Source organism: Pseudomonas sp. 1L-C-7-B-C1, assembly GCF_057291635.1.
On the sequence record NZ_JBXAWH010000006.1, the window covers coordinates 197,957 to 212,613 of the forward strand.

The window sequence follows — 14,657 nt, forward strand, 5'->3', positions numbered from 1 at the left end:
TGTTTACTGGATTTCAGGCACAAAAAAAGACGTCCGAGGACGTCTTCTTTTTTGGATTTGGTGGAGCCGGGGGGATTTGAACCCCCGTCCGCCAGTACTCCGCTTTCGGGCCTACATGCTTAGCCGTGTCTATTAAGTTAACCCTCAGCGACCCGACGGGCAGGGTGCTTTGGGCGAGCTGTGTAAGTTTTAGCCGATTCGTCCACAGCGTACTGCACGGCGATCCTGTTCTATATGACAATCACTTTGGGTTTACAGGCATCCCCTGGTGATTGCTGGAGCCGAAGCTACCAGAAGGAAGGCTAGCACCGCTTACGCGGCGAGAGCTTGTTCCCCGTAGGTTTCGTCATTGGCAACTATAGAAAGTTGCAACAGTGGATTTACGACTTCTGTTACCAAGTCGGCATGCCCCTAGAGTTTCATCACCGGCGTCGAATCCTAATCGGCCCCAATTCTGCTGCTCTAGCAGTCAGGCGGCGGAGTCTACCCGAATCAATGAGATACGTCGACCGTTCGCCTGACATTCCGCTCGCGACGGCGTTGGGCCAGTCGCGATTCGGTCATTACTTGGCGGCACCGCCGTCGCTACCGTCACCGCCGGTCTTCAGCTCGGTGATTTTCTTGGTAGTGATCGAAATGCACTCCTTGTCATCGCCACGTTTTTGCGCAGCGGTGGCATCAGCAACGGTTTTTTCGATGTCAGTCTTGCTGTCGCCGGTCAGGTTGGTGGTGGTCGACGCCTCAGCATTTTTCAGTGCCGCGATGTTCGCGCCGCACAGGTCATCAGCAGCGAAGACCGGGGAACCCAACAGTGCAGCGGTAAGAAACAGTCCAGTCAGTGCGGTGCGCTTCATGTGTATCTCCTTGAGCCTGTTGACTCGGTATCGCCGACTGATTCCGCCGGTGCCCGAGATAGAGGAAAAAAGCGCCGAATGGGTTGTGGCGCTTAAAGAGATGGACTGCCGACCATCGCAGGGGTTCTATTTTTTTTCACAGTGCTGTGAAAAAGCCACGTTGCCGGATGTTTCGAGATAATGGTGCGATCTACGCCCCATTTGTGTGCATCAAGCGGTTCTTGGTTGAGTCACCCTGTCCACGAGATAGACCAGACCGTGGTAGTCGATGCCGCCGTGTCGCGTGAGCCCGATCTCGCACGTCCGGCTGGTCGAGATGCCTTCATCGCAGAACTGAACAGCGTCTTTCAACGAGCGCAGCGCATGGGCATTCAGCTCGGGCGTCATGAACCCTTTATCCCCCGCGAACCCGCAGCAATGAATACCTTCGGGGATGACCACATTCACGCTGCACATCCGCGCGAGGTCGACCAGCGCCTGGCTCTCGCCCAGCTGTTGCGTGCTGCAGGTGACGTGAACAGCGATGGGTGCCTGCTGCGGGGTGAACACCAGTTTGTCCAGCAGATGGGTGCGGATGAAACGGACTGGATCGTACAGGTCGAGTCGGGTTTCCTTGAGGTTTTGAACCAGGCGCAGCGTGCAGGGACTGGTGTCGCAGTAGATTGGATCGAGCCCGCCGCGGCTGGCCTTGGTCAACGCGGCAAGCAGTTGCTGACGCTTGTCTTCCGCCTGTTCGGCGTAGCCCTTGGAGGCGAAAGGCTGGCCGCAGCACAGGCTGTCCTGGTCTTCCGGAAACACCACTTGATAACCGGCTTTCTCCAGCAGCTTTTGGGTCTTGTCCATCAGCGACGTCTGTTCGCGATCACCTGCCGCAGGCCCCATGACACGGGACACGCACGCCGCCAGATAAACCACACGAGGGCGCTGATCTTCAACCGGCGGGGAGAATCGAGTAGCGTTCTCGGGCTGCGGCATGGCTGGCGTCCACTGCGGCATGCGGCCTGAGGACGCCTTGCTCAGCGCGCTGGATATCTTCGCAAGCCTCGGTGCGCCAAGCAGCATGCGGGCGCCATTGGCCGCATGCAGCGTAAATCGCGCGCCCTTCATGGCTGTCGCAAAGTGCTGACCGATCCAGCTGGCGGCCTTGTCATGATGCGCTTGCTGCCCGCGAAGCTTCTTCACCAGCTCGCCTGTATTGATGCCGACCGGGCAACGCTGCGCGCACAAACCGGTGGCAGCGCAGGTGTCGATGCCCTGGTATTGGTAGTCGCGCTCCAGCTGAGTTGTGTCCGTGCCTGCGCGTTTCTTCGCCTGAATGTCGCGCCACATGACGATGCGTTGCCGTGGGCTCAGGGTCAGCCCTTTCGACGGACACACCGGTTCGCAAAAGCCGCACTCGATGCATTTGTCGATGATCGCATCGGCAGCCGGCATGGGTTTCAGGTGCTTGAGGTGCACCTGCGGATCTTCACTGAGCACGACGTCGGGATTGAGGATGCCAGCGGGGTCGAGCAGCCGTTTGAGTTGCCACATCAGCGCGTAAGCCTCGCGGCCCCACTCAAGCTCCACGAAGGGCGCCATGTTGCGGCCGGTGCCGTGTTCGGCTTTCAGTGAGCCATTGAACTCCACGGCCACCAGGTGCGTGACGTCGTCCATGAAGGCTGAATAGCGCGCGATCTCCGTCGGGTCGTTGAAGCCCTGAGTGAAGACAAAGTGCAAGTTGCCCTCCAGCGCGTGGCCGAACAGGATCGCCTCGTCGTAGCGGTGCTTTTCGAACAGCTCGATCAATCGCCGAACGCCGATGGCCAGTTGCTCGACGGGGAAGGTCACGTCCTCGATGATCACCGTCGTACCCGTCTCACGCACCGCGCCGACGGCAGGGAATGTGTCCTTGCGAATGGCCCAGAGCCGAGCGTTCTCGGTCGCGTCTTCGGTGAAGTCGACCTGCTTCTCGACCGGGAAATGCGCGATGGACGCCATGACCTGCGCCAGTTGTTCGTGCAGCAACGGTCGGGTCGCGGCGCGGGCTTCGATCAACAGTGCGCAGGCACCCTCCGACAGCTCACGAACGAATGCCGGCATGCCTGGCTTGTTCTGCACCGAGCGCAGGCTGCGTCGATCAAGCAGTTCGACGGCGGCGACCGGCTGGGTTTTCAGAACCGTGACAGCGTTGCAGCAGGTTTCGATGTCGGGAAAGACAATCAGTGCCGTCGCCTTGTTCGGGTGATCAGGCACCGTGTCGTAGGTCACCGCGCTGATGAAACCCAGCGTGCCCTCCGAACCCACCAGCAGATGGCTGAGGATGTCGAGGGGCTCGTCGAAGTCCACCAGGGCGTTCAGCGACAGGCCGCAGGTGTTCTTCAGGCGGTACTTGTGGCGGATCTTTGCAGCGAGTTCGGTATTCGCGCGGGTCTCGCGACCCAGTTGCGCAAGGCGCTCCAGCAGATCGGCATGGCTTACGCGAAAAGCATCGACGCTAGCAGCATCTTCCGTGTCCAGGCGGGCGCCGTCGGCAAGCACCAGCCGAATGCCGGCGAGGGTGTGGTAGGTGTTCTGGGCCGTGCCGCAGCACATGCCGCTGGAGTTGTTGGCGACGATGCCGCCGATCTTTGCCGCATGCATGGACGCAGGGTCCGGACCGATCTTGCGTCCGAATGGCGCCAGCCAGACGTTGGCCTGTGCGCCGATGACGCCGGGTTGCAAACGGATCTGCGCGCCTTGCTCGCGTATTTCACGGCCGTTCCAGTTGTCGCCGAGAACGATCAACACCGAGTCGCTGATCGCCTGCCCCGAGAGGCTGGTGCCGGCCGCGCGGAAGGTCACCGGGACTTTATCGGCCTGCGCCAGTTTGAGCAGCGTCACGACTTCATCTTCGGATTCGACGCGGATGACCAGTTTGGGGACCAGCCGATAAAAGCTGGCGTCGGTGCCGAATGCCAGGGTCGAGAGCGGGTCGTCGAAGCGTCGACCGGCAGGAATGAGGCTGTTCACACCGGCCAGAAACGCGGCGGGCAAAGTCATGCTGTTTTCCTCGTGGGGCATCTCGGTGGCGCTGCGGCCTCTGTCGGGCCGCATGCGGGGAATCGGCGGAGTCAGGCGCCCAGTTCGCGGACCAGCGAATCACGGGTGATCTCGCTGATCGACTTGGCGCCGGTAAGGACCATTGCGACGCGCATTTCCTTCTCGAACAGATCCAGCAGGTTTTTCACCCCAGCCTCGCCGTGGGTGGCCAAGGCGTAGATGAACGCGCGGCCGATCAGCACGGTGTCGGCCCCGAGGGCGATCATGCGCACCACGTCCAGGCCGCTGCGGATGCCGGAGTCCGCGAGAATCTTCAGATCGCCTTTCACGGCGTCGGCAATGGCGGGCAGCGCACGGGCGCTGGACAACACACCATCGAGCTGGCGGCCGCCATGATTGGACACGACGATGCCGTCGGCGCCGAATTTAACGGCGTCGCGAGCGTCTTCCGGGTCGAGGATGCCCTTGATGATCATCGGGCCGTCCCAGGAATCACGAATCCATTCCAGGTCTTTCCATGAAATCGACGGGTCGAAGTTGTTGCCCAGCCAGGCGATGTAATCGGTAAGCCCCGTGGGATTGCCACGATAGGCCGACACGTTACCCAAATCGTGGGGCCGGCCGTTGATGCCCACGTCCCACGCCCATTGCGGGTGAGTCATGGCTTGCAAGACGCGTCGCATCGGTCCGCTTTTGCCGCTCATGCCGGAGTGCGCATCACGGTAGCGAGCGCCCGGGACAGGCATGTCGACGGTGAACACCAGTGTTTTGACGCCGGCGGCTTTGGCTCGCTCCAGCGCGTTGCGCATGAAACCGCGATCCTTCAGCACGTACAGCTGAAACCACATGGGCCGCTTGATCGCCGGGGCGACTTCTTCAATCGGGCACAACGAAACTGTCGACAGCGTGAACGGAATGCCCTTGGCATCTGCAGCGCGGGCGGCCTGGACTTCGCCCCGACGGGCATACATGCCGCAGAGGCCAATCGGTGCGAGTGCCATCGGCATGCTCAGGGTTTCACCGAACAGCGTCGTCTCCAGACTCAGCTCGGACATGTTCTTCAGGATGCGCTGGCGCAGCGCGATGCTGGCCAGGTCAGAAACGTTATGGCGCAGGGTGTGCTCGGCGTAGGCGCCGCCGTCGGCGTAGTGAAACAGGAACGGCGGGAGCTTGCGCTGGGCGGCGGCGCGGTAGTCGGTGGAGGCAGAAATGATCATGGGATCTCGCAGATGAGTGAGCGGGGCCGCAGCCGAGCGCATGAAACACGCCCGGCGCTCGTCTGATTAATGAACCAGCATGCCGGTGAACCAGTACGCCTGGGCGTAGGTGATGCAGCCAACGATGGTGGCAAAGAAAATGCTGTGCTTGAGGGTGAAGCGGAACAGGTCGGATTCTTTACCCACCAGGCCAGTCGCCGCGCAGGCCACCGCGATCGATTGCGGGGAAATCATCTTGCCAGTTACGCCGCCGCTGGAGTTCGCCGCGACCATCAGCACGTCACTGACGCCCAGTTGATGCGCAGTGGTGGCCTGCAACGAGCCGAACAGCGCGTTAGACGAGGTGTCGGAGCCTGTCAGGAACACGCCCAGCCAGCCGAGAAACGGCGAGAAGAACGGGAACGCGCTACCCGTCCCCGCAAGGACCAGCGCCAGCGTTGAGGACATGCCGGAGTAGTTCATGACGAAGGCGAAGGCCAGCACCATGCCGATGGAGACGATTGCCCAGCGCAGTTCGATCAGCGTTTCTTTGAAAGTGACCACACCTGTTTTAGGGGTAATGCGCAGCACGATCATCGCCAGAATGGCCGAGATCAGAATCGCGCTGCCCGAGGCGGCGAGCAGGTCGAACTTGTACACCGCTGGCATGGCCGTCGGGTTGGCGACAATCGGCGCCATCTTCATGACCAGTTGATCCAGATGAGGCACCGGGAAGTTCATGGTCAGTGCCTGCAGTGGACCGCCCGCAGCGAACAGCGCCTTGAACGGCTTCAGCGTCCAGATCGTCACGACGACAGTCAGGATCAGGAAGGGCGACCATGCCTTGATGATGGTGCCCGCCGAGTACGGGGATTTCTTGGTAGTGCGCGGTTGACCAAAGCCGCCCGCATTACCAGCGCCGCCGCCCATGACCGCAGCACCGCCGGACGCACCGACGATTTGCGCGTCGGCTGAGCGGGCTGGCTGCCAGACTTTCAGGAAGAAGGTCAGGGACACGAGGCTGACCAGCGCCGAGGTAATGTCAGGCAGTTCCGGGCCAATGAAATTGGAGGTCAGAAATTGCACGATGGCGAAACTGCCGCCCGCGACCAGAGCCGCTGGCCAGGTCTCCTTGACGCCCTTTACGCCATCCATCATGAACATCAGCCAGAACGGCACGAACACCGATAACAGTGGCAATTGACGACCGGCCATGGCGCCGATTTTGAACGGGTCGAGGCCGGACACCTGGCCAGCCACAATGATCGGGATGCCCAGTGCGCCGAACGCCACCGGTGCGGTGTTGGCGATCAGGCAGAGGCCGGCGGCATACAGCGGGTTCAGTCCCAGCCCGACCAGCAATGCGGCGGTGATCGCCACCGGCGCACCGAAGCCCGCCGCCCCTTCCAGAAATGCGCCGAAGCAGAAACCGATCAGCAAGACCTGAATGCGTTGGTCGTCGGTGATCGACATGACCGAACTGCGGATGATTTCAAACTGGCCGCTTTTGACCGTGAGTTTGTAGAGAAACACCGCCGCAATGATGATCCACGCGATGGGCCACAGGCCATAAAGGAACCCATAGCCGGCGGACGCGACAGCCATGTCGGCAGGCATCTGGAACGCGAAGATCGCGATCAAAATGGCGAGCAGCAGCGTGATCGCGCCTGCGATGTGGCCCTTGAGCCGGAATATCGCCAGCGCCAGAAAGAAGAAAACGATCGGAATGACAGCCGCCAGCGCCGAAAGGCCCAGGCCGCCAAGAGGTGTGTAGAGCTGTTGCCAGGTTTGCATGTATGAGGCCCCTAATTGTTTTTGGTTAGGCCCGGTGTCCATGTCTTACGTGCGCGGCTCCTGCAGGCGACAACTGCTTTTCTGTCTTCCTGTCGGCGCTGACGAACGAGTCGCACAGCTCACCAGCTCAAGCGTTCCGCCGTCGGGAAGTGCCTGCGGCGCAGTACGGTGGTAGCCGTCCGTCGCCGGCATTGTAAATTGGTAATACCAATTTACAATGTCTTGGAGCTAGGTTAGAAGCCTTGTTGACGGTGTGTCAATTTATGACGCGTAAACTTTCGTAGTAGCTCGCCCGCATTTCGCCTGAGAGGGAGATTTCTCCTACACCTGGCGGGTGAATGTCTGATCGCGATCGGCGAGAATATGCGCCCCGCATCACGTCAGACGGGGCTGCCGGGTTGTGGAGTGAAGGGTTATGGGCTTTGATCAGGTGCGCCAGCGCCGCTTGTCCGACGAGATTGTCGAGCAGCTGGAAAGGATGATTCTGGAGGGCACGTTGAGCTCCGGCGGTCGTCTGCCAGCTGAGCGAGCACTTGCCGAGCAGTTTGGGGTGTCACGTCCCTCGCTGCGTGAGGCTATTCAAAAGCTTACGGCCAAAGGGCTCCTGGTCAGTCGTCAGGGCGGCGGCAATTACGTCGTCGACAGTCTCGGGTCCACATTCAGCGATCCGCTGCTTCATCTGTTGGAAAGCAGCCCGGAAGCCCAGCGCGACCTGCTCGAATTCCGCCACACCCTGGAAGCCTCCTGCGCTTATTACGCGGCCATACGTGCAACCGATGTCGACCGGCTACGGCTGCGTGAAGCGTTTGATGCGCTGCAGGATTGCTACAGCCGTGCGGAAGAAGTGAGCCGTGCGGAGGAGGGCGCTGCAGATGCCAGCTTCCACCTCGCCATCGCCGAAGCCAGCCATAACGCTGTGTTGCTGCATACGATTCGTGGCTTGTTCGATCTGCTGCGGCGCAGCGTGGTCACCAACATTGGCGGCATGTACAAACAGCGCGCAGAAACCCGCGACATGCTGATTGATCAGCATCGTGAGTTGTACATGGCGATTATCGAAGGCCGGGCGGACGATGCCCGAGAGGTGTCGAGCCGTCATTTGCTGTACGTGCAGGAGGTGCTGGAGGAAGTGCGCCAGCAGGTGCAGCGCACTGCGCGGGCCGAACGGCGGAACCGGATTTGAAGATGTTGCACGGCGCCGGAGTGGTTGCGGGCCGTGCGTCATCTACAGGCGCTGCTTTTCGAAGCGGCAAGGAAGACTGAATCAGTCTTCCTTGCCCTTGTTACGCACCGCGCGTTGCAGCTCGCGATTGGAGTCGCGTTCGCGCTCGGTGTCGCGCTTGTCGTATTCCTTCTTGCCTTTGCCCAGAGCAATCTCGCACTTGATCAAGTGCTGCTTCCAGTAAAGGGCAAGGGCCACGCAGGCATAGCCTTTTTGCTGAACAGACGACGTCAGCTTTTCCAGCTCGCGCTTGTTGAGCAGCAGTTTACGGGTGCGTGTCGGGTCAGCGATGACGTGGGTACTGGCTGTCGTCAGTGGCGAGATATGGCTACCCATCAGCCAGGCCTCACCGTCTTTGAGCAACACGTAACTGTCAACCAGCTGCACCTTGTTGGCACGCAGGCTTTTTACTTCCCAGCCAGCCAGGACCAGACCGGCCTCGAACTTGTGTTCGATGAAGTAATCGTGACGCGCCTTTTTATTTTGCGCGATGGTCCCTGTGGGATGTTTCTTGAGCTTAGCCATAGGCGACGCATTATAGGGATCAACGGGCGTCTCGGCTATGGGCTCGCGCGCTGAAGCTGCGTGCTTGAGCACGTGGAGTGAATCCCGGACAATGCGCGATCTTTTTTGCGTGTTGGACGTGTCAACGATGTCGACGGACAAGGTTTCGGTTCACGGGAGTTGGGCCAGTCGCTGGGTGTTCATCCTGGCTGCCACCGGCTCTGCCGTGGGGTTGGGCAGCATCTGGAAATTCCCTTACATGGTCGGCGTCTACGGCGGTGGTGCGTTCGTGCTGGTGTTTCTGGCGTGCATTGCCCTGATCGGGATTCCGGTGATGATTGCCGAGACGCTCATCGGTCGCCGCGCACGGCAGAGCCCGGCCAACGCGCTGCGTTCGCTGGCACTCGCCGCCGGGCATTCGTCGAAGTGGTCCTGGGGCGCGTTTGCCGGCATGATCACCGCGTTGTTGATCCTCTCTTTTTATAGCGTCGTCGGCGGCTGGTCGCTCGAGTACATCATTGATGTCGGCAAAGGCGATTTCAAGGGCGTGACGCCTGACGGTGTCGGTGCCTATTTCGGCGAGATGATCGCCGATCCATGGCGTCTGGTGGGCTGGCACACGCTGTTCATGCTGCTGTCCGCGATCACCATCGCCAAGGGCGTCAACGCCGGCCTTGAGCGCAGTTTGCGCATCCTGATGCCTTTGTTATTCGTGCTCATCGTGATTTTGCTGGGCTACAGCCTGACCACCGGGCATTTCATGGAAGGCGTGCATTTCATGTTCGACTTCACGCCCGAAAAGCTGCTGGATGGTCTTCTCCCGGCCATGGGCCACGCGTTCTTCTCACTCAGTGTGGGCGTCGGTTCGATCATGATCTATGGCGCCTACATGACCAAAGAGGCCTCGATCAGCGCAACCGTCGTGGGCGTTGCATTGCTCGACACGTTCGTGTCACTGCTGGCGGGCCTCGCATTGTTTCCAATTGTGTTCGCAGCCGGCCTAAACCCAAGCGAAGGGCCGGGCCTGATGTTCGTTACGCTGCCCTACGCGTTTGGTAACGTCGCGTTTGGTACCGTCATGGGCGTGGTGTTCTTTATTCTGGTGGCCGTCGCGGCCTGGAGCTCGGCCATTTCCTTGCTCGAGCCCATGGTCGCGTACTTGGTCGAGCGCACAAAGGTTCGCCGCGGCTGGGTGACTTTCTGGCTATCGTTTATCTGCTGGTTCGTCGGGTTGGGGACGGTGTTCTCGTTCAACATCTGGAAGCAGGCCAAATTCTTCGTGAACGAAGGCGCCGGCTTCCATCTCTATCAGTGGGGAGCGTCGTCGGGACTGGATTTCTTCGGCGTGATCGATTTCTTCACCTCGCGGATCATGTTGCCGCTGGGTGGTTTGTGTTTTGTGGTATTCGCAGGTTGGGTGATGGGACGCGGCGCGGTGCGTGACGAATTGTCGGTACGCAGCCCGGTTCTGTTCGCTTTAACGTTCTTTTTGATGCGCTATGTGGCGCCGATCGGCATCCTGATTGTCTTTGCCGCTCAGCTTTGGAAATGACGCTGACATGACTACGCATATTCAACGTTCCGCCCTTTTGCCATATCCCGCCCAGGCGCTGTACGACCTGGTCAATGACGTGAGTCGCTACTCCGAGTTCCTGCCCTGGTGTTCCGGCGCCAGTGTGCTGGAGCAGAGTGATACCTCAATGCGTGCGCGTGTCGAGATCGCCAAAGGCGGTTTGAGCCAGCACTTCGTCACGCGTAATACGCTGACGCCTGGGCAAACCATCGAGATGAATCTGGTGGAGGGGCCCTTCAGCCAGCTTCACGGTGTCTGGACTTTCAAGGCCCTGAATGAAAAGGCCTGCAAGATCAGCCTGGACTTGTCGTTCGACTACAGCGGCTCCATCGTACGCGCGACCTTGGGGCCGCTGTTCAATCAGGCCGCCAACACGTTGGTTGACGCGTTCTGCCAGCGAGCCAAAGAGCTGCATGGCTGAGCCGATGATTCGGGTCGAGGTGGTCTATGCCGCCGTCGACCGTCAGGCACTGCTTGCACTGGACGTGCCCCTCGGAACATCGGTACGTGCCGCAGCCATCGCGTCGGGCATGGCCGAGCGCTTTCCTGAGCTGGATCTCGCACACTGCCCCTTGGGCATTTTCGGCAAGCTTATCGATGGGTCGGAGCAGCACGAATTGGAGGCCGGTGACAGGGTTGAGATTTATCGCCCGTTGCTGGCCGATCCGAAAGAGATACGCCGTCTGCGTGCTCTGAAAGCTGCGGCTTCAAGAAAGGCGCAAAAACCGATTTAATTTTCTCATCGGCTCGATTGAGAGACGTAAAAAAGCCCGGGATGTCCGGGCTTTTTTATGCGGCTGATTCCACAAGGAAACGGTGGCTCAACGCGGATTCGTATCCAGTGGTTCCTGGGAAGGAATGGGCACGGTTTCGACTTTGTCGACGTCGTTTTGAATCTGCTCAAGCAACGAGCCAGGCTTCGGTGGCTCTTCCTTCGGCGGCTCTGTCCCTTGGTTTTCGGGGGTGACAGTTGTATCGCTGCCCTTGCCGAGAATGGCTTCGTCGCGGCTGACACCCGGCTTGAAGTCACCTGACAGACTCGCCAACTGGTCGTTGCCATTGAAGATAAGGCTCACGCGCTCCTGCTGGCGTTCGCCACCACCAGGCTGCAGGCTGTACAGATAGTCCCAGCGTTCAGGGTGGAAAGTGTCGGTCAACAAGGGGTTGCCCATGATAAACCTTACTTGCCGACGGGTCATTCCCGGGCGTAACTGGTCTATCATGTCCTGCGTGACGACATTGCCCTGTTGGATGTCGATTTTATAAACCCCGGGGAATGAACAACCGGCGAGTGCGAGCAGTCCCACAAAGGTGAAACTGGTTAGCAAGAGCTTGGTGTTTTGCATCGGTGGGCGACTTCCACTATCTTGGCTGGGACAACGTAAACCCCGATCATACCTGCATTAAGAGAAGCTGCGAAGCAGCGTCTGCGAGAAAGCTGACCATGGTTGAAAATAGCGAACTACGCAAAGCCGGACTAAAAGTGACCCTGCCGCGGGTCAAGATCCTTCAAATGCTCGATTCTGCGCAGCAGCGCCACATGAGCGCAGAGGACGTCTACAAGGCGCTGATGGAGGCCAACGAAGACGTCGGTCTGGCAACGGTTTACCGAGTTCTGACTCAGTTCGAAGCAGCCGGATTGGTGGTTCGCCACAACTTCGACGGCGGCCACGCGGTATTTGAACTGGCTGACGGAGGCCACCACGACCATATGGTCAACGTGGAATCCGGTGAGGTCATCGAGTTCTTCGACGAAGAGATCGAAAAACTGCAAAAAGCCATTGTGAGCAAGCACGGCTTCGAGCTGGTGGATCACAATCTGGTGCTCTACGTACGCAAGCAAAAGGTGTAAGCCTCTTGTGAAGTACGACAAAGGCGACCTTCGGGTCGCCTTTGTTGCTTCTGCACTCCGCGTTCGGCGGCTGGGATCGGTGTGGGCCGGGCCAGGCCGTGACGGTCATCACGACTTGGAGGTGACCACCATCTTCTTGGCGTGCGCGAGCGACTCCTTGGTCAGGTCGATCCCTCCCAGCATTCGTGCCACCTCTTCCACCCGTTCATTCTTGCTGAGCTTGGAAACCGCAGTGCGCGTGACGTCCGCGTCCCGGACCTTGTGCACGAACAGGTGTTGATGCCCTTGAGCTGCGACTTGGGGCAAGTGAGTGACGGTCATGACCTGGCCGCGTTCGCCAAGGCGGCGCAGCAGCTGACCTACGATTTCAGCCGTAGGGCCGCCGATACCGACATCCACTTCGTCAAACACCAGCGTCGGAACCCGGGATGTCTGCGCGGTGATCACCTGAATCGCCAGACTGATCCGCGACAGCTCACCGCCCGACGCCACCTTCGCCAGCGCTTTGAGTGGCTGGCCCGGGTTGGCGCTGACCAGCAGTTCAACCTGCTCCAGCCCGTTGGGTGACAGCTCTTTGTCTACGTTCTCGCGCAGCTCGATATTGAAACGGCCGCCCGGCATGCCGAGCCGCTGAATTTCGTGCTCGACCTTGTGGGCCAGTTCCGGCGCAGCACGGTGACGCAGGTCGCTCAGCTCGCGCGCCTTCTCTTGATAGTGCCGCGCGTAAGAACCTACCTCGTGTTCCAGTCTCTCGATCGCTTCATCGTTGGCGTTAAGGGTTTCGATCTCGTCGAGCAATTTCTGATGCAGCGCCGCGACTTCTGTCGGCTGCACGCGGTGTTTGCGTGCCAGCGTATAGATGGTGTCGAGGCGCTCTTCGATTTGCTGCAGTCGGGCGGGGTCCGCTTCAAAACGATCGAGGAAGCGGTTGATCTCGCCGACGGCCTCTTCGACCTGAATCTGCGCACTGGAAAGCAGGTTGGTTGCTTCATTGAGTGCATCGGGCGTGTTGTTCACGCTGCTGAGTCGGTTGAGGCTGGCGGTCAGTGCGTTCAGCGCATTGCCGGAGTCGCTCTCACTGCACAGCTCGACGACTTGCCGGCAGATCCCCAGGAGGCTTTCGGCATTGGTCAGCGTGGTGTGTTCCTGTTCCAGCCGCTCGAGCTCGTTTTCGCCGAGGCTCAGGCTCTCCAGCTCTTCAAGCTGATAACTGAGCAACTGATGCTTGGCACGCTGCTCATCGCCAGAGTTGGAAAGACGCTCTAGCTCCTGACGGGTTTGCCGCCAGCGCTGGGAAGCCAGTTGCACCTGTCGTGCGAGGTCGGTGGCGCCCGCATATTCGTCCAGCAGTCGCCGATGGGTGTCGGTCTTCAGGAGCGATTGATGCTCGTGCTGGCTGTGAATGTCGATGACCAGTTCGCCAAGCGCTTTCAGGTCGCCCTGGGGGCATGGTGTCCCATTGATATAGGCGCGTGAGCGGCCTTCGGCAGTGATGACGCGACGCAGAATGCAGGGGCCGTCGGTTTCGAGATCCCGCTCCTTCAGCCAGGCGCTTGCTTCTGGGATATCCGACACGTCGAAGGTCGCCAGTATGTCTGCCTTGTCGGCACCTGGCCTTACAACACCACTGTCGGCGCGATCGCCAAGCGTCAGCCCGAGCGCATCGAGCATGATCGACTTGCCGGCCCCGGTTTCCCCGGTGATCACACTCATGCCGCGATCAAGTTCGAGATCGAGATGTTCAACGATGGCGTAATTATGTATGGACAGGTGGACCAGCATCAGAGCGGCTCCCAAACAATTTGTCTGGTTATTTATACAGTGTTTTGCTTTGGGCTGACAATGCCCGGCCTTAGCTCGATTTGATAGGTCATGGCAATTTTTTAGCATCAATCCTGCATTTCGCCAGCGCGCATAGCCGCCTATCTCATGTCAGCACATTTGTAGGGTTATTCGGCCGATCCTGCACCCAAGCCCCTTGAACACGGAAATTACGACCCCATATAGCCGGGCAGAGGCGTGAGTTGAGCTCACGGATGTAATTAGAAGGAGAGAATTTATGGCTGACGAACAGAACCCGGACATGCAGGCCCAGGATCAGGCTGCTGACACGGCGACTTCTCAAGATGATCTGGCAACCCGCGTGCAAGTGCTTGAAGAACAGCTGAAGGCGGCGCAGGACCAGTCTCTGCGTGTAGCTGCGGATCTGCAGAACGTCCGCCGCCGTGCTGAGCAGGATGTAGAGAAGGCGCATAAGTTTGCGCTTGAAAAATTTGCCAGCGATCTGCTGCCGATCGTTGACAGCCTTGAGCGTGGCCTGGATTTGTCCAACCCGGATGACGAGAGCATCCGGCCCATGCGTGAAGGCATCGAGCTGACGTTGAAGATGTTCTACGACACGCTCAAGCGCTACCACCTTGAAGCCATTGATCCACACGGCCAGCCATTCAACGCCGAGCACCATCAGGCAATGGCGATGCAGGAAAGCGCTGACGTGGAGCCGAACAGCGTGCTCAAGGTTTTCCAGAAGGGTTATCAGCTCAATGGCCGTTTGCTTCGCCCGGCCATGGTCGTGGTCAGCAAGGCGCCATCGCCTGTTTCGCCGTCTATTGACGAGCAGGCTTGAAATTAGCTGAGTGGC

Annotated in this window: 13 protein-coding genes and 1 other RNA gene; 6 read left to right on the plus strand and 8 right to left on the minus strand. The window is 59.6% G+C overall.

Annotation, left to right across the window (positions count from 1 at the left end):
- Positions 1-58: 58 nt before the first annotated feature.
- The 5 genes from ssrA to AC0Z8Z_RS11795 all read right to left on the minus strand — a co-directional run bounded on the left by ssrA (position 59) and on the right by AC0Z8Z_RS11795 (position 6,865).
- Positions 59-450, minus strand: a transfer-messenger RNA (tmRNA) gene (gene ssrA, locus AC0Z8Z_RS11775).
- Positions 451-563: 113 nt separating this feature from the next.
- A complete protein-coding gene (locus tag AC0Z8Z_RS11780) occupies positions 564-854 on the minus strand; it encodes a hypothetical protein (protein WP_074888420.1) in 291 nt (96 codons plus the stop codon).
- 210 nt (positions 855-1,064) lie between these two features.
- The gene (locus AC0Z8Z_RS11785) at positions 1,065-3,875 is read right to left on the minus strand and encodes an FAD-binding and (Fe-S)-binding domain-containing protein (protein ID WP_485619214.1); all 2,811 of its coding nucleotides are present in this window, start codon (positions 3,873-3,875) and stop codon (positions 1,065-1,067) included.
- Positions 3,876-3,946: 71 nt separating this feature from the next.
- Positions 3,947-5,092 (minus strand): FMN-dependent L-lactate dehydrogenase LldD, encoded by a 1,146-nt coding sequence (gene lldD / locus AC0Z8Z_RS11790; protein WP_205484792.1) that lies wholly within the window; start codon positions 5,090-5,092, stop codon positions 3,947-3,949.
- 66 nt (positions 5,093-5,158) lie between these two features.
- On the minus strand, positions 5,159-6,865 hold the full coding sequence (locus AC0Z8Z_RS11795; protein ID WP_485619215.1) for a lactate permease LctP family transporter: 1,707 nt from the start codon (positions 6,863-6,865) through the stop codon (positions 5,159-5,161).
- Positions 6,866-7,280: 415 nt separating this feature from the next.
- On the opposite strand from AC0Z8Z_RS11795, the gene AC0Z8Z_RS11800 reads away from it, so the two are divergent.
- The gene (locus AC0Z8Z_RS11800; protein WP_122535409.1) at positions 7,281-8,048 is read left to right on the plus strand and encodes a GntR family transcriptional regulator; all 768 of its coding nucleotides are present in this window, start codon (positions 7,281-7,283) and stop codon (positions 8,046-8,048) included.
- Positions 8,049-8,129: 81 nt separating this feature from the next.
- On the opposite strand, the gene smpB is transcribed toward AC0Z8Z_RS11800, so the two are convergent.
- A complete protein-coding gene (gene smpB / locus AC0Z8Z_RS11805) occupies positions 8,130-8,612 on the minus strand; it encodes an SsrA-binding protein SmpB (protein WP_065987620.1) in 483 nt (160 codons plus the stop codon).
- A gap of 127 nt (positions 8,613-8,739) precedes the next feature.
- Between smpB and AC0Z8Z_RS11810 the strand changes: the two genes are divergently transcribed.
- From AC0Z8Z_RS11810 to AC0Z8Z_RS11820, 3 genes are read left to right on the plus strand one after another with little or no spacing between them, the layout of a single operon-like run.
- On the plus strand, positions 8,740-10,143 hold the full coding sequence (locus tag AC0Z8Z_RS11810; protein WP_485619216.1) for a sodium-dependent transporter: 1,404 nt from the start codon (positions 8,740-8,742) through the stop codon (positions 10,141-10,143).
- A gap of 7 nt (positions 10,144-10,150) precedes the next feature.
- A complete protein-coding gene (locus tag AC0Z8Z_RS11815; RefSeq protein ID WP_485619217.1) occupies positions 10,151-10,585 on the plus strand; it encodes a type II toxin-antitoxin system RatA family toxin in 435 nt (144 codons plus the stop codon).
- Complete coding sequence (locus AC0Z8Z_RS11820) at positions 10,578-10,898, plus strand: RnfH family protein (protein ID WP_485619218.1); 321 nt, start codon at positions 10,578-10,580, stop codon at positions 10,896-10,898. Before AC0Z8Z_RS11815 ends, AC0Z8Z_RS11820 begins: the two co-directional genes overlap by 8 nt.
- A gap of 87 nt (positions 10,899-10,985) precedes the next feature.
- Here AC0Z8Z_RS11820 and AC0Z8Z_RS11825 read toward each other — a convergent pair whose 3' ends face one another.
- Positions 10,986-11,510: an outer membrane protein assembly factor BamE gene (locus AC0Z8Z_RS11825; RefSeq protein WP_122535412.1), complete on the minus strand. Its 525-nt coding sequence runs from the start codon at positions 11,508-11,510 to the stop codon at positions 10,986-10,988.
- 98 nt (positions 11,511-11,608) lie between these two features.
- Between AC0Z8Z_RS11825 and fur the strand changes: the two genes are divergently transcribed.
- The gene (fur, locus tag AC0Z8Z_RS11830) at positions 11,609-12,016 is read left to right on the plus strand and encodes a ferric iron uptake transcriptional regulator (RefSeq protein ID WP_065987616.1); all 408 of its coding nucleotides are present in this window, start codon (positions 11,609-11,611) and stop codon (positions 12,014-12,016) included.
- Positions 12,017-12,124: 108 nt separating this feature from the next.
- On the opposite strand, the gene recN is transcribed toward fur, so the two are convergent.
- Positions 12,125-13,798, minus strand: coding sequence for a DNA repair protein RecN (recN, locus tag AC0Z8Z_RS11835; protein ID WP_122622784.1), 1,674 nt, complete (start codon positions 13,796-13,798; stop codon positions 12,125-12,127).
- A gap of 277 nt (positions 13,799-14,075) precedes the next feature.
- Between recN and grpE the strand changes: the two genes are divergently transcribed.
- Complete coding sequence (gene grpE, locus AC0Z8Z_RS11840) at positions 14,076-14,642, plus strand: nucleotide exchange factor GrpE (protein WP_122535414.1); 567 nt, start codon at positions 14,076-14,078, stop codon at positions 14,640-14,642.
- Positions 14,643-14,657: the final 15 nt, after the last annotated feature.